Genomic DNA, 19,840 nt, shown 5'->3' on the forward strand with positions numbered 1-19,840 from the left:
CACATCACTGCCGCCGGGCGGATGGGCGCGGTAGCTAGGACGGCCGGTACCGCATTACGCTCATCCCATGGCCTCCAACAGCTCCGACTCCAGCGCGTCCGCAGAAGTACCCGCCCCCTATGGCAGTGGCCCCGGCGTGCCCGCCCCGGGCGAACGGAAGCCGGCCAAGGTCCGCCTCCACCACCTCCAGCAGGCCAAGCAGGACGGCACCAGGTTCGCGATGCTGACCGCGTACGAGCAGTACACGGCCGAGATCTTTGATTCCGCAGGCATTGAAGTGCTCCTGGTGGGAGATTCAGCCTCCAACAATGTCTTCGGCAACGAAACAAGCCTCCCCGTCACCGTGGACGAACTGCTGCCCCTGTGCCGTGCCGTGGCACGCTCGGCAAGGCGCGCCCTGGTGGTGGCGGACCTTCCCTTCGGCAGCTACGAGGTCAGCGCCGAACAGGCCGTGGCAACCGGTGTGCGGTTCCTGAAGGAAGGGCTGGCGCACGCGGTCAAGATGGAGGGCGGTAAATACTACGCGCCTACCGTCCGGGCCATGGTGCAGGCGGGCATCCCCGTCATGGCCCATATCGGCTTCACGCCGCAGAGCGAGCACGCCCTGGGTGGTTACCGCGTGCAGGGCCGCGGCGACGACGCCCAGCGGCTGATCGACGACGCCCGCGCCCTCGCCGACGCCGGAGCGTTCTGCGTGCTGATGGAAATGGTGCCCGCAGAGACGGCAGCGGCCGTGGACGCAGCTGTCAGTGTTCCCACCGTGGGGATCGGTGCGGGCAACGCAACCACCGGACAAGTCCTGGTGTGGCAGGACATGGCCGGACTGCGGGGCGGCCGGATGGCAAAGTTCGTGAAGCAGTACGCGGACCTGCGCAACACACTGCTCGACGCCGCAACCGCCTATGGCGACGACGTCAGGTCAGGCGAGTTCCCCGGCCCGGAGCACTCGTTCTAACCTGGACGGCGTCTGGGCGGTACTCCGGAAGCGGACGTCAAGGCGAGGCCGCCCGCGGCCGAGGCAGTCCGCGGAGGAGTGCCGTTCAGGCGCCCCCACGCCCGGGCGCCCTGGAGCCTGCCCACTCGACTGTTCAGTCGTCGTCGCCCTTTTCCCAGGCCTCGTTGCGCGCCTTCACCTTTTCCAGCGCGTGCTCAGCCTCTGCCCGCGTCTTGTACGGCCCAATGAGCTGGCTCCAGTCCGACAGCCGGTCCTCTTCCACCTCGTGGGTCTTGATGTTGAACCAGTACTCAGTCATCGTTGCTCCTCGTTCCGGCGACAGCGCACGGGGTGACCCACGTAACACAAACACTTACGCGCGCCCTCCCCGCTTGTCGGTTGTTAGGCGTTCTGTGGTGCCTTATATGATCAATCTATGCCTTCCCTTGCCTCGACTGCACCCATTGGCACCCTCACCCCGGGTACCCTGAGCCCGCAGCGTCCCGTACCGGCGTCCATCCCCCGTCCTGAGTACGTCGGCAAGCCGGCCCCGGCCAAGTTCACCGGCTCTGAGGTCAAGTCCGCCGAGACCATCGAAAAGATCCGGATCGCCGGGAAGATCGCAGCGCAGGCCATCGTGGAAGTGGGCAAGCACATCCAGCCCGGTGTCACCACGGATGAGCTGGACAAGGTGGGCCACGAGTTCCTCCTGGACCACCACGCCTACCCGTCCACGCTCGGCTACCGCGGTTTCCCAAAGTCCCTGTGCTCCTCGCTGAACGAGGTCATCTGCCACGGCATCCCGGACAGCACGGTGGTCCAGGACGGCGACATCCTCAATATCGACATCACCGCGTTCATCAATGGCGTCCACGGCGACACCAACTACACCTTCCTGGTGGGCGACGTGGATGAGGAATCGCGGCTCCTGGTGGAGCGCACCCAAGAGTCGCTGAACCGTGCCATCAAGGCGGTGGCGCCGGGGCGGGAAATCAACGTCATCGGCCGGGCCATCCAGTCCTACGCCAAGCGCTTTGGCTACGGCGTGGTGCGCGACTTCACCGGCCACGGGGTTGGCGAGGCCTTCCACACCGGCCTGATCATCCCGCACTATGACGCCGCCCCCGCGTACAACACGGTGATCGAAACCGGCATGGTGTTCACCATCGAGCCGATGCTCACGCTGGGCACCGTGGAGTGGGACATGTGGAGTGACGACTGGACCGTTGTCACCCGGGACCGCAAGCGCACCGCCCAGTTCGAGCACACCTTGCTGGTCACCGAGACCGGCGCAGAGATCCTCACCCTGCCGTAGCCTGTCCCATGCCCACTGGGCATGGCCGCCGGTGCAGACCGGACACCTGTTACGGGCCCATACCGGCCCCTTTTCCTGCCCGCCCCTGTCAAGAACGGAATCCCATTGGCCAAGAAGGACGAGAAGTCGCACAAGAACGCACCGCTGATCGGCATCGACATCGGTGGTACGGGCATCAAGGGCGGCATTGTCGACCTGAAGAAGGGCAAGCTCCTGGGCGAACGCTTCCGTGTGCCCACTCCCCAACCTGCCACCCCGGAGGCCGTTGCCGAGGCCGTGGCCCTGGTGGTGGCGGAACTCTCGGCGCGCCCTGAGGCCCCGGAGGCCGGCTCCCCCGTCGGCGTGACCTTCCCCGGCATCATTCAGCACGGCGTGGTCCACTCTGCGGCCAACGTGGACAAGAGCTGGCTGGATACGGACATCGACGCCCTCCTCACCGCCCGGCTGGGCCGCCCCGTGGAGGTCATCAATGACGCCGACGCCGCCGGCCTGGCCGAAGCCCGCTACGGCGCAGGCGCCGGCGTGTCCGGCACCGTCCTGGTGATCACCCTGGGCACCGGCATCGGCTCAGCGTTCATCTTCGACGGAAAACTCGTACCGAACGCCGAGCTGGGCCATCTGGAAGTTGACGGCTTCGACGCCGAATCGAAGGCGTCCGCCGTTGCCCGTGAACGGGATGGGCTGTCCTGGGACGAGTACAGCGTCCTGCTGCAGCGCTACTTCTCGCACGTGGAGTTCCTGTTCTCGCCGGAACTGTTCATCGTGGGCGGCGGTATCTCCAAGCGGGCCGACGAGTACCTTCCCAACCTCAAGCTGCGCACGCCGATTGTCCCGGCCGTCCTGCGCAACGAGGCAGGAATTGTGGGCGCGGCGCTGGAAATAGCCATCAAGCACCAGCTGTCCAAGTAGGAGTGGTGCCGGTGGCGGCTGCGGCTTCCCCTCCGCTGCCGCCACCGGAGTCTAGAGGGGGCTCTTCTCGGAGCTCTTGGCGCCGGCCGTGCCCTTGGCGTCTTCTTCGGCCTCGTGGCGCAGCAGTGCGATAGCAGTTTCAAAGTCCTCGAGGGATTCGAACGCCTGGTAGACGCTGGCGAAGCGCAGGTACGCCACCTTGTCGAGTTTCTGCAGCGGTCCCAGGATCACCAGCCCAACCTCGTGGGCGTCGATTTCGGCGGCACCGGAGGCGCGGATCTGCTCTTCCACTTCCTGCGCCAGCATGGCGAGGTCGTCCTCGCTCACGGGGCGGCCCTGGCAGGCCTTGCGCACACCGTTGATAACCTTGCTGCGGCTGAAGGGTTCGCCCACGCCGGACCGCTTGATGACGGACAGGCTGGTGGTCTCCACGGTGGTGAACCGGCGGCCGCATTCAGGGCACTGCCGGCGGCGGCGGATGGCCGAGCCGTCATCCGCCATGCGGCTGTCAACAACACGGGAATCGGGGTTGCGGCAGAACGGGCAGTACATGGCGTTCCCCCTTTTCGCTTGTAGTGTGCAACGTCGGTGAAAGCCATCAGCACCGCCGGGGGGCGATGCCGTGGCGTCTTTCAGTTTACGGGCAGATGTGGGGTAATAACAATCCTGTAATTACTACATGTAGTGGTGTCAGCCAATGCCGGGGAAGCGGGCCGTGACAGCGTCGCCGTGCGCGGGCAGGTCCTCGGCCCGGGACAGGCTCACGATGTGCCCGCTGACCTCGGCAAGGGCATCCCGGCTGTAGTTGATTACCTGGATGGCGCGCAGGAAAGTGGTGACGTTCAGCCCGGAGGAGAAGGCTGCCGTACCGCTGGTGGGCAGGACGTGGTTGGAGCCCGCGCAGTAGTCGCCCAGGCTGACAGGGCTGTAATCGCCCACGAAAATGGCGCCGGCATTGCGGATGCGCGCAGCCACGGCAGCTGCGTCCCGCGTCATGATTTCCAGGTGCTCGGCGGCGTAGGCGTCACAGGCTGCAATCCCCTGTTCCAGGCCGTCCACCAGCACCACGCCGGACTGCGGACCGGACAGCGCCTCCTGCACCCTGGCAGCGTGTTTGGTGGCAGCGGCCTGCAAGGCCAGTTCGGCCCGCACCGCCGTGGCCAGCTCCTCGGAATCGGTAATGAGGACCGATGCCGCCTTGGGGTCGTGCTCGGCCTGGCTGAGGAGGTCAGCTGCCACCAGCGCCGGCTGGGCGGAGTCGTCGGCAAGGATGGCGATTTCCGTGGTCCCGGCCTCGGAATCGATGCCAACCACGCCCTTGACCAGGCGCTTTGCCGTGGCTACGAAGATGTTGCCGGGCCCGGTGACCACGTCCACGGGTTCCAGTGCCGGGCCTGCGTCCGTGGCTTCAACGCCGTAGGCAAAGGCGGCAATAGCCTGGGCCCCGCCGATGGCGTAGACCTCCGTGATGCCCAGCAGGGCTGCGGCGGCCAGGATGGTGGGGTGCGGAAGCCCGCCGAACTCCTTCTGGGGCGGCGAGGCGAGGGCGATGGACTCCACGCCTGCCGCCAGGGCGGGCACCACGTTCATGATGACCGATGACGGGTAGACGGCAAGGCCGCCGGGAACATAAAGTCCCACGCGGGCCACGGGCACCCAGTTCTGGCTCACCACAGCGCCGTCGCCAAGTTCGACGTCGACGTTGCGCGGCCGCTGCCCGTCGGCGAACTTCCGTGCCCGGCTGATGGACTCCTCCAAGGCAGCCCGCACGGCCGGGTCCAGCTGGTCCAGGGCTTTGGCGATGGCCTCCCGCGGTACCAGCGGGTGTTCCTGTGCCACGCCGTCGAACCTCTCGGCAAGCTCGGCCAGGGCCGCAAAGCCCCGCTGCCGGACGGCCGAGATGATCTGCAGGACCTTGTCCTCGGCGTCCGCTACGGTCTGGCCCTTGGCGCGGGGAACAGCCGCGCGCAGGGCCGCGAGGGTGAGGTTGCGGCCCCGGAGATCGATGGTGCGGAAGTCGACGGCGGCTGTCACGGGGGCGGGAAGGTCCGGGGAAGTGGTCACCCGTCTATTTTACGGGGCTGATGGTGCCGCCCGTTGCGGGGCCGCCGGCGCCGGGCTTCCTGCCCGCCGCGCCCACCAGTTCCAGGGCGAAGACCGACACGGCGGTGGCGGCAGGCCACAGCAGCAGCACCGGCCATGCCCGCAGCGAGAAGGCAATGCTCGCGTTGGCTGAGGCATCCACTGCCGGGCCCCACAGCCGGGCTGCCAGGATGCCTGTCCCCCAGGCCACCAGGCTGCCGGCCGCAGCTCCCACCAGGCCGGCCAGCAGCGCCGCCTGCGGGTCAGGGCGTTTGCCGTCGGCCAGGAACACGGCCAGCAGACAGCCGGCCAGCACCAGGATGCCGGCGAGCGTAAGGTCCCGCGGCAGCCAGACAAGGGGGGCGTTGCCGGAGGCTAAGGCGGGATCGCGCGTGATCAGGTTCAACCCGCCCGGCGCCAGGAGCCACCACAGGAGTCCAGCCGGAATTCCCGCCGCCGCCGGGACCAGCAGCAGGGGCCATGGCAGCAGCCGCCTGGCGGGGCGGGGGAAGTTTGTCATGCAACACACCTTAACAAAGCTTCCTGGAACGCCATGCTGAGTGCTGACGGCGCCGCCGGTTTTCCCGCCGCGACCACGGGCCAATACGCTTGGAGAAAGAGATACGCCCCCTAGTACAGGAGTCCCGGTGACCGACAACAGCGAGCCGTTCGAGCAGACCTTCAGGGAGATGTTCCGCCGGCACGCTGCGGGCGTCGCCATCATCACCGTGAACTACCAGGACGAGCCCTACGGTTTCACCGCCACCTCCGTGGCGTCCCTGTCTGCCAAGCCGCCGCGCTTCACCTTCAACATGGCGCGCAGTTCCAGGTCCTGGCCCGCGGTGGCCAACACCCAGTACCTGGGCGTGCACATGCTCGGGCTGGAGAACCAGGAGCTGGCAGCGCGCTTCGCCCGGCCCGGCAACCGGTTCGAGGGCAACCACTGGGAGGCCGGTCCGCACGGGGTTCCCATCCTCAAGGACGTCGCCGGGTGGCTGATCGGCGAGGTGCAAATGCGCCTCTCCTTCGAGAACAACGCAGTGGTGGTGGTCCAGGTGGTGGACGGCCAGGTGGGCGGCGAAGGGTCGCCACTGCTATACCACGGTGGTGCCTACGGGCAACCGGTGCCGCTCGACTATGAAATCTAGCCCCGGGTAAACCGGCCCGAACCAAAAGACGCGGACGACGGCGGGAGGTGCTTCCCGCCGTCGTCCGCGTCTTTGTCAGCCGTCCAGTCCTAGGCGTCCAGGCAGGCCGGACCCAGCAGGACCTTCAGGTCGCCGAACAGCGACGGGCTGGGGTTGACCCGGAGGTGGACGGGAAGTCCCATGATTTCCGTGCGGGTGTCGCCCTGCAGGTGCAGCCTGACCTCCGAGTTGCCCCGGTGGGTGCGCAGCACATCGCCCAGTTCGGTGACAACCGCTTCGGTGGCCTTGTGGGTGGGCATGGTGATCACCAGGGGCCCGTGCAGCCCTTCACTCAGGTCCGGCACGGACAGCTCCATGCAGTTCAAGGTGATGGCGCCGTCGTCGCGCTTTTGCAGGCGGCCCTTGACCACCACGATCAGGTCCTCGGCCAGCACGGATGCGATGGGCCCGTAGACCTGGCCGAAGAACATGACCTCGATGGAGCCGCCCAGGTCTTCCACCTCGGCCCGCGCGTAGGCGTTGCCGCTGGCTTTGGCGATGCGCCGGCTCAGTGAGGTGATCATGCCGGCGATGGTGATGATGGCGCCATCCTGCGGCCCGTCCTCACCCAGGATGGTGGTGATGCTCATTTCGGCGTGCTGGCTGAGGAGCCCCTCGAGGCCCTGCAGCGGGTGGTCCGAGACGTACAGGCCCAGCATGTCCCGCTCGAAGGAGAGCTTGTCCTTTTTCTCCCACTCGGGCAGGTCCGGGATTTCGATGCTCAGCGAGGCCTCCGATTCGGCCTCCTCGAAACCGGCGAAGAGGTCGAACTGGCCAATTGCCTCGTTTCGCTTCAGGGTGATGACGGAGTCGATCGCTTCTTCATGGATCATCGCCAGGGCGCGGCGTTGGTGGCCCAGCGAGTCGAAGGCACCCGATTTGATGAGGGACTCGATGGTCCGTTTGTTGCAGACCACGGCGGGAACCTTCATCAGGTAGTCCTTGAAGGAGGTGAACGCGCCCTCGCTCTCGCGCGCGGTCACCATGGCCTCAACGGCGTTGGCACCCACGTTGCGGATCGCCCCCATGCCGAAGCGGATGTCGTTGCCCACCGGGGTGAAGTTCAGGGCGGACTCATTAACATCCGGCGGAAGCACCGTGATGCCCATGCGCCGGCATTCGTTGAGGTAGATCGCGGACTTGTCCTTGTCGTCGCCCACCGAGGTCAGCAGGGCGGCCATGTATTCGGGAGCGTAGTGGGCCTTGAGGTAGGCGGTCCAGTACGAAATGACCCCGTACGCGGCGGAGTGGGCCTTGTTGAAGGCGTAGTCGGAGAACGGCAGCAGGATGTCCCAGAGGGTCTTCACCGCTTCCATCGAGTAGCCGTTGTCCTGCATGCCCTGGGAGAAGCCGGCAAACTGCTTGTCCAGCTCGGACTTCTTCTTCTTGCCCATGGCGCGGCGGAGGATGTCTGCCTGGCCCAGCGAGTATCCGGCCAGCTTCTGCGCCACGGCCATGACCTGCTCCTGGTACACGATCAGGCCATAGGTGCCTCCGAGGATCTCCTTAAGCGGTTCCTCCAGCTCAGGGTGGATGGGGATGACTTCCTGGATGCCGTTCTTGCGCAGCGCATAGTCGGTGTGCGCGTTGGCGCCCATGGGGCCGGGCCGGTAGAGCGCCAGGACGGCGGAAATGTCTTCGAAGTTGTCAGGCTTCATGAGCTTGAGCAGCGACCGCATGGGGCCGCCGTCGAGCTGGAACACGCCCAGGGTGTCGCCGCGGGCCAGGAGCTCGTAGGACGCGGCGTCGTCCAGCTCGAGGTTTTCCAGGTCCAGGTCGATGCCGCGGTTCATCTTGATGTTCTCGAGGGCGTCGGAAATGATCGTCAGGTTCCGCAGGCCCAGGAAGTCCATCTTGATCAGGCCGAGGCCCTCGGACGTGGGGTAGTCGAACTGGGTGATCACCTGGCCGTCCTGGAAACGGCGCATGATCGGGATGACGTCGATGATGGGGTCCGAGGACATGATGACGCCGGCCGCGTGCACGCCCCATTGGCGCTTCAGGCCTTCGATGCCCAACGCCGTCTCGAAGACCTTGGCAGCCTCGGGGTCGGTGGCAATCAGTTGCCGGAAGTCCCCCGCTTCGCTGTATCGCTTGGATTCGGGGTTCTGGATGTCCGCCAACGGAATGTCCTTGGCCATGACGGCCGGCGGCAGTGCCTTGGTGAGCTGCTCGCCCATGCTGAAGGGGTAGCCCAGCACGCGGGAGGAGTCCTTGAGGGCCTGTTTGGTCTTGATGGTGCCGTAGGTGACAATCATCGCCACGCGCTCATCACCGTATTTACGGGTGACGTAGTCGATGACCTCGGAACGGCGCCGGTCATCGAAGTCGACGTCGAAGTCGGGCATGGAGACGCGGTCCGGGTTCAGGAACCGTTCGAAGATCAGGCCGTGGCGCAGTGGGTCCAGGTCGGTGATGCGCATGGCGTACGCCACCATGGAACCTGCACCCGAGCCACGCCCGGGACCTACGCGGATGCCGTTGTTCTTGGCCCAGTTGATGAAGTCTGCAACCACCAGGAAGTAGCCCGGGAAGCCCATGGAGGTGATGACGCCGAGTTCGTAGTCCGCCTGCTTGCGGACCGCGTCCGGCACACCTCCGGGGTAGCGGTACTGCAGGCCCTTGTCCACTTCCTTGACCAGCCATGAGGTCTCGTCTTCCCCCGGCGGGCAGGGGAACCGCGGCATGAAGTTGGCGTCGGTGTTGAAGGACACCTCGCAGCGCTCGGCGATCAGCAGGGTGTTGTCGCAGGCATCGGGGTGGTCGCGGAACAGTTCGCGCATTTCCCGCGGGGACTTGAGGTAGTAGCCGCTGCCGGAGAAGGCGAACCGGGAACCGCCGTTGTCATAGGTGGGTTCCAGCAGCGTGGAGCCTGACTGGATGGCCAGCAGCGCCTCGTGCGCCTTTGCGTCATGTTCGTGCGTGTAGTGGAGGTCGTTCGTGGCCACCAGTGGCAGGTTCAGGTCCTTGGCCAGCCGCAGCAGGTCGCCGGTGACCCGCCGTTCAATGTCCAGCCCGTGGTCCATCAGTTCGCAGAAGTAGTTCTCCGCACCGAAGATGTCCCGGAACTCGGCCGCGGCTTCGAGTGCTTCCCGGTACTGGCCCAGCCGGAGCCGGGTCTGGACTTCGCCGGAGGGGCAGCCCGTGGTGGCGATGAGCCCCTCGGAGTAGGTGTTCAGCAATTCCCGGTCCAGCCGCGGCCACTTGCCAAAGACGGAGTCCAGGGAGGCGATGGATGAGGCGCGGAAGAGGTTCCGCATGCCCACGTTGTTGTAGCTCAGGAGCGTCATGTGGGTGTAGGAGCCACCGCCGGAAACGTCGTCCTTGCGCTGGGATTCATCGCCCCAGCGCACACGTTCCTTGTCAGTTCGTGCAGTTCCGGGAGTCACATAGGCTTCGACGCCGATGATCGGCTTGATGCCCTTGGCCTTGGCCTTCTGCCAGAAGTCGAACGCGCCGAACAGGTAGCCGTGGTCGGTGGTTGCCAGCGCCGGCATGCCCAGCCGCTCGGTTTCATCGAACAGTTCCCCCAGGCGGGCAGCTCCATCCAGCATGGAATATTCGGTGTGGGTGTGCAGGTGGACAAACGAATCATTGCTGGAACTCACCGCACTATTCTAAGCGCTGCCCCCGCGCTGTCCTGCCAGGCATCGCGTGTCAGGCCTGGCCGGATTCCAGCACTTCCAGGGCATAGGCCAGGTCCTGCGGATAGCCGCTGGTGACGGTGACGCGCTCCCCCGTTACCGGATGGTCAAAGGCGAGTTCACGGGCGTGCAACCACTGCCGCGTGAGCCCCAGGTTCGCGGCCAGGCGGGGATCAGCACCGTACGTCAGGTCACCGGCGCAGGGATGCCGGAGCGCAGAGAAGTGGACGCGGATCTGGTGTGTCCGCCCGGTTTCGAGGTGGACCTCCACCAGGCTTGCCTTGCCGAATGCCTCCAGGACCTCGTAGTGCGTCACGGAGGGGCGGCCGTCCTCGATGACGGCGAAGCGCCAGTCGTGCCCGGGATGGCGGCCTATGGGAGCGTCGATGGTACCGGTCAGGGGGTCCGGCAGGCCCTGCACTACCGCGTGGTACACCTTGTCCACGGTGCGTTCCTTGAACGCCCGCTTGAGGGCTGTGTAGGCCCGCTCTGACTTGGCCACCACCATTACCCCCGAGGTCCCGACGTCGAGCCGGTGGACAATGCCGGCCCGCTCGGGGGCGCCGGAGGTGGAGATACGGTAGCCGGCTGCGGCGAGTCCGCCCACTACGGTGGGCCCAACCCAGCCGGGCGAAGGATGCGCTGCCACGCCGACGGGCTTGTCAACGACAACGAAATCGTCATCGTCGAGCAGGATGTTCAGGCCTTCCACAGCTTCCTCCACGACTTCGAGCGGGTCCCGGCGTTCCGGGACGGTGACGTCCAGGACCGCCCCGGCCACGAGTTTTGCCGACTTTGGCAACGCCTTGCCTTTGTTCAGCACATGGCCTTCCGCCAGCAGGGACGCGGCAACGGAACGGGACACGCCCAGGATGCCGGCCAACCCGGCGTCGGCCCGTGTGCCGCCAAATTCTTCGGCGACGACGATGCGCTCACTCATGGCCGGGCTTGTCCTTGTGTCCGCTACCCAGCCGCGTTCCATCGAGGGCGATCCCCCGCAGGGTCAGGATGCAGATGATGGCGACGGCGGACACCACTGCGGAATCGGCGATGTTGAAGATGGCGAAGTTGGGGAGCTGGATGAAGTCCACCACGTGCCCCATGCCAAAGGACGGCTCCCGGAAAAGCCGGTCCGTGAGGTTGCCCAGGGCGCCGCCAAGCAACAGGCCCAACGCCAGCGACCACCAGGCTGAGCCCAGCCTCCGGACCTGGAACAGGATGGCGATGGCAACACCGGCCATGATGATGGAAAACACCCAGGTGACGTTCTCGCCGATGGAAAACGCCGCACCTGAATTGCGGATGAAATACCAGTGGAGCAGGGGTGGCAACACGGGGATCCGCTCACCCTCCACCATGGTGGAGGTCACCCAGAGTTTAGTCAGCTGGTCCAGGACATAGGCGAAAACCGCGAAGCCGGCAAACAGGGACAGCAGGACTGCCCGGCGGGGGCGGTGCGAGGGAGGGACAGGGCGTGCCGCGTCGGCGGCAATTTCGTCAGTCATGGTGCTTTCAATTCGGGGAACTGGGCGTCAATGCCAAAAGCCGGCGGCCGAGGAATCCTCAGCCACCGGCTTTCAGAATACGTGCTGCCAGGCTTAGTTCGCTTCGCTGACTTCCGGCGTTGCAACGGAGCCACGGGCATCCAGGTCGCGGAGCTGGCCCTCGATGTAGGCCTTCAGGCGTGAACGGTAATCGCGTTCGAAGCCGCGGAGCTGCTCCACCTTGCGCTCCAGGACCGAGCGCTGCTGCTCGAGTGCACCGAGGATCTTGCGGGACTTTTCCTGGGCGTCGTTGACGAGGCTGCTGGCTTCGATCTGCGCCTCGGCGATGATCTTGTCCTTCTGTGCCTGGCCGTCGGCGACGTGGCGGTCGTGCATCTGCTGTGCCATCGCAAGCAGGCCAGCAGCCGATTCGGCGGAGGGAGTGGCGACAGCTGCGGGCGCGGCCGGGGCGGCAGCAGCCGGGGCAGCGGGCTCGACGTCCTTCTTCTTGGCTTCGGCAGCCTTGGCTTCCGCTTCTGCCTTCTCGCGGGCCTCGTCCTTGTCGGCCTTGACCGGCGCGGGGACCTTCTCCACCACAGGCGCGGCAGCGGAGCTTGCCGGCACGCTGGAACCGGCCTCGGCGAGCTTCTTGCGGAGCTCGTCGTTTTCCTGGTTCAGGCGGCGGAGTTCAACGACGATTTCGTCCAGGAAGTCGTCAACCTCGTCCTGGTCATAGCCCTCACGGAACTTGGTGGGCTGAAAGCGCTTGTTGACAACGTCTTCTGGCGTCAAAGCCATCTGGTCACCTCACTGGTCTGGTTAGTCAGTAGGCCTTCCGGCCGTCAAAACTACGGTACCTAAATTTGGTCTGCTTACTCTAATTCAACACTGCAGTGTCAAACCGGAGGTTTCTTCGCTTTACAGTAGCCGCTCACAAGCGGAACAACCTGCATTGCCGGTCTAATTGCTGGCTCAGGCCAGGCTCCTGGTGACGCTCATCGCAATGCTGACGCCGATGAACAGGATCAGGAAGCCGAGGTCCAGGGAAATACCGCCGAGCCGGAGCGGGGGTATGAGCCGCCGCAGTCCCTTAAGCGGAGGATCCGTGATGGAGTACACGGCATGTGCCACCACCAGGGCCGCGCCCCTCGGGCGCCATTCCCTGGCGAACATCTGCACCCAGTCGAACACCAGGCGGATGATGAGGGCGACAAAGAACAGCAGCAGGGCGAGATAGAGAAGTCCGAAAACAATTCCCATGACTTATTTCATATCTCCATATTCGTGCGGCGCGTCCGTGATGGATGCCGCTGTTGTACTGCCGTTGTCTTGTCTATTTCAGCACAGATGCCAGACAGGTGTCCCTGCCTGGCATCTGACGAGCGCTGATGTTCAGCTTTGGTTGAAGAAGCTGGCCTGCGTATCACTGGCCTTCTTGTCGTCACCGATCACTTCGACATACGACGGTGAGAGCAGGAACACCTTGTTGGTCACCCGCTCGATGCTGCCCCGGAGGCCAAAGACGAGGCCCGCGGAGAAGTCCACCAGGCGCTTGGCGTCTGCCTCACCCATGTCCGTGACGTTCATGATTACCGGAATCCCGTCCCGGAAGCTCTCACCGATGAGCTTGGCATCATTGTAGGAGCGCGGGTGGATGGTAGTGATCTGGCGCAGACCGGTGTTCTCTTCGCGGCTCGAGGCCGCACGCTTAATGGGGGTCACAGGGGCGCGGTATTCCTCTTCAGGGGCGTAGGACGCCTCGCGGCTGACTTCGCGGACCGGTGCCGGGGCACGGCGTTCCTCGCGGTCAACTTCCATCGGTTCGTCCTCATCCTTACGTGTGGTCTGTTGCTCGGGCTCGTAATGCTCGTCGCCGTCGGCGAGCCCAAGATAGATCATTGTCTTGCGCAGAGCGCCGGCCATGGTCGACTCCTAATCGTGTCCCGTAAGCGGGCCGCCCAATGATTTGACAGCACTGGAGTCCCCCGCCCATCACTTCCAATAGGTCCGACGCTACCCCACGGCGGGACGGGAACCGAGAATATCGGAACCGATTCGCAGGTGTGTCGCCCCGAACGTAATCGCTGCCTCCAGGTCCTGGCTCATGCCCGCGGAAATGGCCGTCGCAGCGGGGTAATCCACCACGAGCCTTGAGGAGATGCCGGCAAGCTTTTCGAACGCCGGCTCCGGCGGCACCCCCAACGGCGCAACCGCCATCACGCCCGCCAGGTTGAGGCCTTCGGCGGCGGCGATCCGTTCCGCCAGGACCGGCACATCGGCCGGGGCTGCCCCGCCGCGGTGCGTGCCGGCGTCGTCCGTTTGATCTTCCAGGCTGACCTGGATGAAGCAGTCCAGCGGGGCGCGGCCGCTGGACTCCATCTCGTTCCGAACTGCCTTTGCCAGCGCATCCACGAGCTGCGTCCGGTCCACCGAGTGGACCGCGGAGGCATAGCGTGCCACCGATTTGGCCTTCTTGGTCTGCAGCTGGCCCACGAAATGCCACGTGAGGGCAAGGTCGGCCAGTTCCGTGGCTTTGGCGGCGGCTTCCTGGTCGCGGTTCTCACCGACATCCTTGATCCCCAGGCCTGCAAGCCGCCGGATGTCCTTTGCCGGGTGGAACTTGGTGACCACGATCAGGGCGGGCAACCGCCCGCTGCGGCCGGCGCTTTCAGCCGCCGCGGCGATGCGGGCCCGTACTGCGGCAAGCCGCTGGGCCAGTTCCGCCGTGCGAGTGTCTTCGCCCTGGCCCTGACCTGGAACCGAAAGCTCAGTCATGGCACCAGACCAGTCCGGCGAAACGGCCCGTCTTGCTGTCCCGGCGGTATGAATAGAGCGTTTCCGTCTCGAGCGTGCACGGGCCCGCGTATTCCACGTCCACCCCAACGGCTTCCAGCTGGCTCCTTGCCCCGGCAGGAAGGTCAAGGGCGGGGGTGCCCCAGGACGTGGTGCTCCGGGTTGCGGGAACCAAGGCGGCCACGTCCTCACGCAGGGCAGCGGGAACTTCATAACAGGACCCGCAGATTGACGGCCCCAGCCAGGCACGGATGCGGGAGGCACCGAGGGACTCCATGCGCTCCACCGCGGCTGGCAGGACGCCGTTGGCGACACCGGGGCGGCCGGCATGGACGGCGGCAAGGACCGGGCCGTTGCCGGACTCCCCCGCCAGCAGCACCGGAATGCAGTCCGCCACCATGACCGCCAGGGGCAGGCCGAGGGACACCATGGCGTCGGCTTCAGGGGCCGGCGACTGCGCGTCCATCAGCGCCACCGTGGTGCCGTGGACCTGATTCATAAAGCGCAGCGACTGCGGAGCCACACCGATGGACTGCTCCAGGCGTGCGCGGCGGCCCTGGACCGCAGCGGGATCATCCCCCACGTGCAGGGCCAGGTTTCCTGCATCCACATTGGTGAATGCGGCCGACACCCCGGGCAGGATGTCGGCACGCCAATGGAACAAGCCAGCGCCTACTTCAGGAAGTCGGGGACATCCAGGTCATCCGGGTGGTTTCCGGTCAGGTCCGGCTCCACCACGGAAGGCAGGTCGACGTCGAAGCCGGAGTCCGCGGGGACGGCCGAGGGACGCTGCTGGCCCCAGTTGCTGAGTCCCGCGGCGCCGATGCCGGCGTGGAGCGGCTGGACGTTCTGCTGGTGGTTTCCGTTGCCCTGGTGGTTTCCGTTTTGCGGCGCAGAGGCCGGAGCGGCGGCAGGGGCAGCAGGCCGCTGCGGGGCGGCCTGCGGCTGGGACTGGTCCATGGAGGGTGAGGTGGCCTTGACGTCGTCGAACCCGGCCGCGATCACGGTCACGCGCGCTTCATCGCCAAGGGCGTCATCGATGACGGCGCCGAAGATGATGTTGGCTTCGGGGTGGGCCACTTCCTGGACCAGCCGCGCGGCCTCGTTGATCTCGAACAGGCCAAGGTCGGAGCCGCCCTGGATAGACAGCAGCACGCCGTGCGCGCCGTCGATGGATGCTTCCAGCAGCGGCGAGGCGATGGCCAATTCGGCTGCCTTGACGGCGCGGTCCTCGCCCCGGGCGGAGCCGATGCCCATGAGGGCTGAACCGGCGCCCTGCATGACGGACTTGACGTCTGCAAAGTCCAGGTTGATCAGGCCCGGCGTGGTGATGAGGTCTGTGATGCCCTGGACGCCCGAGAGCAGGACCTGGTCGGCGGAGCGGAACGCGTCAAGGACGGACACGTTACGGTCGCTGATGGAGAGCAGCCGGTCGTTGGGGATCACGATCAGGGTGTCCACCTCGTCGCGCAGGGCATCGATGCCTGCCTCGGCCGAACCGGCACGACGGCGGCCCTCGAAGGTGAACGGACGGGTGACCACACCGATGGTCAGGGCTCCAAGCGAGCGGGCGATGCGGGCAACGACCGGCGCGCCGCCGGTGCCCGTACCGCCACCCTCGCCGGCGGTGACGAAAACCATGTCGGCGCCGCGGAGGACTTCCTCGATTTCGTCCGCGTGGTCCTCGGCGGCCTGCTTGCCCACCTCGGGGTTGGCGCCCGCACCCAGGCCGCGGGTCAGCTCGCGTCCGACGTCGAGCTTCACGTCCGCGTCGCTCATCAGCAAAGCCTGGGCGTCGGTGTTGATGGCGATGAACTCAACACCCCTGAGGCCGACCTCGATCATGCGGTTGACTGCGTTCACGCCACCGCCGCCGATGCCGACGACTTTGATGACGGCCAAGTAATTCTGCGGAGCTGCCACGTTACGTGTCCCTTGTTCGTGTCTTATTGCGAAAACTGATGGTGAGCTTGAAACCCTCAACCCTAACCCTCCAGTTGAAGGTTAGAGTTATGTCAAGTAACTCTTGTCTGTGACGGTATTTCCTCTGGAACACACATTCAATAACCGGGTCCGCGTGTCGGATTAATACCGGGAAAGAAAGCGCTCAGCGCGTCACGGGGTGCCGGGGCACACTGACATCGTAGACCTTGACCGGGTTCTTGGGATCCGCCGGAGCCTTGAGGAGCGCGGCCAGGACCTTGGCTTTGAGTTCCTTCTCCGAGGCGTTGCCCCAGACGATGGTCTGGCCGTCCACCAGCTTGAGTTCCACGGCGTCCACGGATTGCGCTGAGGCATTGGACAGCTTGGCCAGGACGTCGGCAGGCAGCGCCCCCAGGACCGCCGCGGTGGCGCGGAACAGGTCCTGGCCGATGGCCCCGGCGCCGCCGTCGATCACGGGCAGGGAGGCGGACGCGGGATCATCGGTGGTGCCCAACTGCACGCCGTCGACGTCCACCAGTTGGTACTGCTCCCCCTGCTTGACCAGGGCCACGGGTACCCGCTCGTGCACGGCGACGGCAAGGGTGGATGGCGGGCGCGCCTCGACGGAAACGGATTTCACCTGGATCAGGGAGCCGAGCAGGCCGCGCACATCGTCGTCGCTGATTTGCGGCAGCGGCTTGCCGCGCAGGGGTTCCAGAGCCGCCTGTACCTGCTCCGGGGTGAGCAGCCGGGTGCCGGAGACTGCGACTGTCTTGAGGGCAAGGACAGGTGAATAGACTGCCGCGGCCAGCAGGGCGGCCACCAGCGCAATCACGGTTCCGACGGCGAGCAGGACTCTCTTCCGGCGCCGCCGGCCCTTCGGCTCGGGGAACGCCAGGACAGTTGCCCCGGCAGGTTTCTGCTCCTTCGCCGGCTTCCGGGCGGGTTTCTGCGCCGCCTGGTCCGGGATGCTGCGCGACGCGGTAATTACGTCCCCGGCGGCGGCGCCGGTCGCCTCTTTCGGCGCGCTGGCACCCTCCCCGGAGTCCGGGCGGGTGTTCCGTTTGGGCGGGGCGTAAGTGGGACGGCGGGAGCTAGGCACGCAGCGCCTCCACGATTTGGGGCCCGTAGGCCGTAACATCGCCCGCACCAACGGTGAGGACAACGTCCCCTTCCCCTGCCACTCCGGCGAGCGTCTTCACCGCGTCCTCTGCGCTGACCAACCGGCCGCCCTCCGTGAGGTGGTCGGCAATGAGCTGGCTGGTGACCCCGGGAATGGGATCTTCCCTTGCGGGGTAGATGTCCAGGACCAGGGCGGTGTCTGCCAGGTTGAGGGCGTCGGCAAATTCTGCCGCGAACTCGCGGGTCCGGGAGAACAGGTGCGGCTGGAACAGGACGTGCACCTTATTGCCCCCTGCCACCGAACGGGCTGCGGCCAGGGCGGCACGGACTTCAGTGGGGTGGTGGGCGTAGTCGTCAAACACCCGCACCCCCCGCTCCACGCCCTTCAGCTCGAACCGGCGGGAGGCGCCGGAGAAACGGGCCAGGCCCTCGGCTGCTGCTGCCGGGTCCACACCCAGTTCAAGGGCAACGGCAAAGGCGGCAGCGGCGTTCAGGGCGTTGTGCCGTCCGGGAACCTGCAGCGACAGGCCGTACCGGGCACCGCCTGTTGCCACCGCAACCTGGCCCGGGCCGCCGTCGTCCAGCCTGATGTCCGCGGCCCCGCCGGTGCCGTACAGGACCACCCGTGTGTTGCCCCGTGCCCTGGTCCGTTCCGCGAGGGCCAGGGCACCTGGATCGTCTGCGCAAGCCACCAGCAGGCCCTCCGCAGGCAGCAGCCCGGTGAACCGGTCGAAGGACTGGTACACGGCTTCAGCGGTGCCGTAGTAGTCAAGGTGGTCAGGCTCCACGTTGGTGACGACGGCGATGCGGGGCCGGTAGTTCAGGAAGGAGCCGTCTGATTCGTCTGCCTCGGCGACGAAGATTCCCGAGGTCCCGTGGGCGGCGTTGACGCCAAGCGCGGGGATATTGGCTCCCACGGCGAAGCTGGGATCCAGTCCGGCTGCCCGGAGCAGGACGGTGATCATCGACGTCGTGGTGGACTTGCCATGCGTTCCGGCCACTGTCACCACGACGTCATCGCCCATGGTGGCCGCCAGCGCCTGCGAACGGTGCAGCACCGGCAGCCCCGCCTGCCGCGCTGCCGCCAGTTCAGGATTGTCTTCGCGGATTGCGGATCCGGCAACGACGGTCTGCGCGTCGCCCAGGTTGCCGGCTGCGTAGCCCACCGCTATGCGCGCTCCGGCAGCGGCGAGGTCTGCCATGACCGGCAGGTCCTTGGCATCGGAGCCGCTGACGGGGACGCCGCGTGCCACCATGATGCGGGCCACGGCGGACATGCCTACTCCCCCGATGCCAATGAAGTGCACCTTTCCAAGGGAGTCCAGGCCGGGCGTGTTGTGGGGGCTCATGCTGATACCGCTTCCAGGACAAGACCAGCCATTCGCTGGTCGGCGTTTCGGATGCCGAGCCGGTAGGACTTGGCTTCCATGGCGGCGAGGCGTGCTTTGTCGGTGATCAACGGAATCAGCTCGCGCTCAACCCATGCAGCCGTGAAGTCGCGGTCAGCCACCAGCAGTGCACCGCCCGCCGCCACCAGGCCCTTTGCGTTCAGCGCCTGTTCCCCGTTACCGATGGGCAGGGGCACCAGGACCGCCGGGACGCCCACCGCGGCAACCTCGCACACCGTGGCCGCACCGGACCGTGCCAGGAGCAGGTCGGCGGCAGCATAGGCAAGTTCCATTCCGTCGATGTACTCCACTTGGCGGTACCCCGTGGCCGTGAGGGGCTGCCCGGCCTGGTCCAGGACGGTTTTGCCGCGGCCGGTGATGTGCAGGGTTTGGACGCCGGCCTCGGCAAGCATGCCAACGGCGGCCGCAATGGTCCGGTTGATGCTCTGCGCCCCGGATGATCCGCCGGTGACGATCAAGGTTGGCTGCTGGGGATCAAGCCCCAGTGCCTCCCGCGCCGCTGTACGGGCTGCCTTCCGGTCAAGGCCGGAGATCTCCTTGCGCATGGGCATCCCCACGTGCGCGGCGTTGCGGAGGGGTGTGCCGTCGAAAGCCACAGCCACCCGTCCGCCCAGGAAGGCTCCCACCCTGTTGGCCAGTCCGGGCCGCGCGTTCGCCTCATGGATCACGATCGGTGTCCCGCGCTTCCGGGCCGCGAGGTACATCGGGGTGCAGACGTATCCGCCCACACCCACCAGTACGTCAGCCTGCGCCCGGTCAAGGATGGCGCCGGCCTGGCGGACCGCGCCGGCCAGTCTTCCGGGCAGCCGGAGCAGGTCCGCGGACGGCTTCCGCGGAAAAGGCACGCGGTCGATCGTGGCGAGGTCCACGCCTGCGGCGGGAACCAGGCGGGTTTCCATTCCCGCGGGCGTGCCGACGGCCAGGACGGCGGCATCGGGCGCTTCGCTGCGGATGGCGGCGGCGATTGCGAGCAATGGGCTGATATGGCCGGCAGTTCCGCCGCCTGCCAGGACGATGGAGGGTTTTGTCGAAGTCATC

Annotated in this window: 20 protein-coding genes; 4 read left to right on the plus strand and 16 right to left on the minus strand. The window is 66.2% G+C overall.

Annotation, left to right across the window (positions count from 1 at the left end):
• The first annotated feature begins 67 nt into the window (after window positions 1–67).
• Complete coding sequence (gene panB, locus FBY30_RS19225) at window positions 68–955, plus strand: 3-methyl-2-oxobutanoate hydroxymethyltransferase (RefSeq protein WP_142134306.1); 888 nt, start codon at window positions 68–70, stop codon at window positions 953–955.
• A 133-nt stretch (window positions 956–1,088) separates the two neighbouring features.
• On the opposite strand, the gene FBY30_RS19230 is transcribed toward panB, so the two are convergent.
• Entirely contained in the window at window positions 1,089–1,253 is a 165-nt protein-coding gene (locus FBY30_RS19230) for an SPOR domain-containing protein (RefSeq protein ID WP_110544584.1), read from the minus strand.
• Between the two features lie 117 nt (window positions 1,254–1,370).
• Between FBY30_RS19230 and map the strand changes: the two genes are divergently transcribed.
• On the plus strand, window positions 1,371–2,249 hold the full coding sequence (gene map, locus FBY30_RS19235) for a type I methionyl aminopeptidase (RefSeq protein WP_142134308.1): 879 nt from the start codon (window positions 1,371–1,373) through the stop codon (window positions 2,247–2,249).
• A 105-nt stretch (window positions 2,250–2,354) separates the two neighbouring features.
• Window positions 2,355–3,158: a polyphosphate--glucose phosphotransferase gene (gene ppgK, locus FBY30_RS19240; RefSeq protein ID WP_142134309.1), complete on the plus strand. Its 804-nt coding sequence runs from the start codon at window positions 2,355–2,357 to the stop codon at window positions 3,156–3,158.
• A gap of 51 nt (window positions 3,159–3,209) precedes the next feature.
• Here the strand turns inward: ppgK and nrdR are convergent, their stop codons facing one another.
• From nrdR to FBY30_RS19255, 3 genes are all read right to left on the minus strand, one after another.
• Complete coding sequence (gene nrdR, locus FBY30_RS19245; RefSeq protein WP_142134311.1) at window positions 3,210–3,710, minus strand: transcriptional regulator NrdR; 501 nt, start codon at window positions 3,708–3,710, stop codon at window positions 3,210–3,212.
• Window positions 3,711–3,848: 138 nt separating this feature from the next.
• Complete coding sequence (gene hisD / locus FBY30_RS19250) at window positions 3,849–5,222, minus strand: histidinol dehydrogenase (RefSeq protein WP_142134312.1); 1,374 nt, start codon at window positions 5,220–5,222, stop codon at window positions 3,849–3,851.
• A 4-nt stretch (window positions 5,223–5,226) separates the two neighbouring features.
• Window positions 5,227–5,760 (minus strand): hypothetical protein, encoded by a 534-nt coding sequence (locus FBY30_RS19255; RefSeq protein WP_142134314.1) that lies wholly within the window; start codon window positions 5,758–5,760, stop codon window positions 5,227–5,229.
• Between the two features lie 127 nt (window positions 5,761–5,887).
• Here FBY30_RS19255 and FBY30_RS19260 point away from each other — a divergent pair, with 127 nt between their 5' ends.
• A complete protein-coding gene (locus tag FBY30_RS19260; RefSeq protein WP_142134315.1) occupies window positions 5,888–6,388 on the plus strand; it encodes a flavin reductase family protein in 501 nt (166 codons plus the stop codon).
• Window positions 6,389–6,477: 89 nt separating this feature from the next.
• Here FBY30_RS19260 and dnaE read toward each other — a convergent pair whose 3' ends face one another.
• The 12 genes from dnaE to murG form a co-directional block, all read right to left on the minus strand.
• Window positions 6,478–10,035, minus strand: a complete 3,558-nt coding sequence (dnaE, locus tag FBY30_RS19265) for a DNA polymerase III subunit alpha (RefSeq protein WP_142134317.1) — start codon at window positions 10,033–10,035, stop codon at window positions 6,478–6,480.
• 49 nt (window positions 10,036–10,084) lie between these two features.
• Window positions 10,085–11,011: an RluA family pseudouridine synthase gene (locus FBY30_RS19270; protein WP_142134318.1), complete on the minus strand. Its 927-nt coding sequence runs from the start codon at window positions 11,009–11,011 to the stop codon at window positions 10,085–10,087.
• Window positions 11,004–11,576 carry a signal peptidase II gene (gene lspA / locus FBY30_RS19275; protein ID WP_142134320.1) on the minus strand — a complete coding sequence of 191 codons (573 nt, stop codon included), beginning with the start codon at window positions 11,574–11,576 and terminating at the stop codon, window positions 11,004–11,006. Before lspA ends, FBY30_RS19270 begins: the two co-directional genes overlap by 8 nt.
• Window positions 11,577–11,669: 93 nt before the next feature.
• Window positions 11,670–12,353: a DivIVA domain-containing protein gene (locus FBY30_RS19280; protein WP_142134321.1), complete on the minus strand. Its 684-nt coding sequence runs from the start codon at window positions 12,351–12,353 to the stop codon at window positions 11,670–11,672.
• A gap of 174 nt (window positions 12,354–12,527) precedes the next feature.
• Window positions 12,528–12,815: a YggT family protein gene (locus FBY30_RS19285; RefSeq protein ID WP_142134322.1), complete on the minus strand. Its 288-nt coding sequence runs from the start codon at window positions 12,813–12,815 to the stop codon at window positions 12,528–12,530.
• 132 nt (window positions 12,816–12,947) lie between these two features.
• Window positions 12,948–13,478: a cell division protein SepF gene (locus tag FBY30_RS19290; protein WP_141160844.1), complete on the minus strand. Its 531-nt coding sequence runs from the start codon at window positions 13,476–13,478 to the stop codon at window positions 12,948–12,950.
• Between the two features lie 90 nt (window positions 13,479–13,568).
• A complete protein-coding gene (locus FBY30_RS19295) occupies window positions 13,569–14,330 on the minus strand; it encodes a YggS family pyridoxal phosphate-dependent enzyme (RefSeq protein ID WP_142134324.1) in 762 nt (253 codons plus the stop codon).
• A complete protein-coding gene (gene pgeF / locus FBY30_RS19300; protein ID WP_142134325.1) occupies window positions 14,323–15,012 on the minus strand; it encodes a peptidoglycan editing factor PgeF in 690 nt (229 codons plus the stop codon). Before pgeF ends, FBY30_RS19295 begins: the two co-directional genes overlap by 8 nt.
• A gap of 8 nt (window positions 15,013–15,020) precedes the next feature.
• Complete coding sequence (gene ftsZ / locus FBY30_RS19305; protein ID WP_142134327.1) at window positions 15,021–16,271, minus strand: cell division protein FtsZ; 1,251 nt, start codon at window positions 16,269–16,271, stop codon at window positions 15,021–15,023.
• A 184-nt stretch (window positions 16,272–16,455) separates the two neighbouring features.
• Entirely contained in the window at window positions 16,456–17,373 is a 918-nt protein-coding gene (locus tag FBY30_RS19310; protein WP_142134328.1) for a cell division protein FtsQ/DivIB, read from the minus strand.
• The gene (murC, locus tag FBY30_RS19315; protein WP_142134330.1) at window positions 17,366–18,742 is read right to left on the minus strand and encodes a UDP-N-acetylmuramate--L-alanine ligase; all 1,377 of its coding nucleotides are present in this window, start codon (window positions 18,740–18,742) and stop codon (window positions 17,366–17,368) included. Before murC ends, FBY30_RS19310 begins: the two co-directional genes overlap by 8 nt.
• The gene (gene murG / locus FBY30_RS19320; RefSeq protein WP_142134331.1) at window positions 18,739–19,839 is read right to left on the minus strand and encodes an undecaprenyldiphospho-muramoylpentapeptide beta-N-acetylglucosaminyltransferase; all 1,101 of its coding nucleotides are present in this window, start codon (window positions 19,837–19,839) and stop codon (window positions 18,739–18,741) included. Before murG ends, murC begins: the two co-directional genes overlap by 4 nt.
• Between the last annotated feature and the right edge of the window lies 1 nt (window position 19,840).

This window comes from Arthrobacter sp. SLBN-83 (genome assembly GCF_006715285.1).
Classification (GTDB): domain Bacteria; phylum Actinomycetota; class Actinomycetes; order Actinomycetales; family Micrococcaceae; genus Arthrobacter.

Coding starts and splice junctions, on each gene's coding strand:
- panB (WP_142134306.1), top strand. CDS start 68: ATGGCCTCCAACAGCTCCGACTCCAGCGCGTCCGCAGAAGTACCCGCC.
- FBY30_RS19230 (WP_110544584.1), bottom strand. CDS start 1,253: ATGACTGAGTACTGGTTCAACATCAAGACCCACGAGGTGGAAGAGGAC.
- map (WP_142134308.1), top strand. CDS start 1,371: ATGCCTTCCCTTGCCTCGACTGCACCCATTGGCACCCTCACCCCGGGT.
- nrdR (WP_142134311.1), bottom strand. CDS start 3,710: ATGTACTGCCCGTTCTGCCGCAACCCCGATTCCCGTGTTGTTGACAGC.
- FBY30_RS19255 (WP_142134314.1), bottom strand. CDS start 5,760: ATGACAAACTTCCCCCGCCCCGCCAGGCGGCTGCTGCCATGGCCCCTG.
- FBY30_RS19270 (WP_142134318.1), bottom strand. CDS start 11,011: ATGAGTGAGCGCATCGTCGTCGCCGAAGAATTTGGCGGCACACGGGCC.
- lspA (WP_142134320.1), bottom strand. CDS start 11,576: ATGACTGACGAAATTGCCGCCGACGCGGCACGCCCTGTCCCTCCCTCG.
- FBY30_RS19280 (WP_142134321.1), bottom strand. CDS start 12,353: ATGGCTTTGACGCCAGAAGACGTTGTCAACAAGCGCTTTCAGCCCACC.
- FBY30_RS19285 (WP_142134322.1), bottom strand. CDS start 12,815: ATGGGAATTGTTTTCGGACTTCTCTATCTCGCCCTGCTGCTGTTCTTT.
- FBY30_RS19290 (WP_141160844.1), bottom strand. CDS start 13,478: ATGGCCGGCGCTCTGCGCAAGACAATGATCTATCTTGGGCTCGCCGAC.
- FBY30_RS19295 (WP_142134324.1), bottom strand. CDS start 14,330: ATGACTGAGCTTTCGGTTCCAGGTCAGGGCCAGGGCGAAGACACTCGC.
- murC (WP_142134330.1), bottom strand. CDS start 18,742: ATGAGCCCCCACAACACGCCCGGCCTGGACTCCCTTGGAAAGGTGCAC.
- murG (WP_142134331.1), bottom strand. CDS start 19,839: ATGACTTCGACAAAACCCTCCATCGTCCTGGCAGGCGGCGGAACTGCC.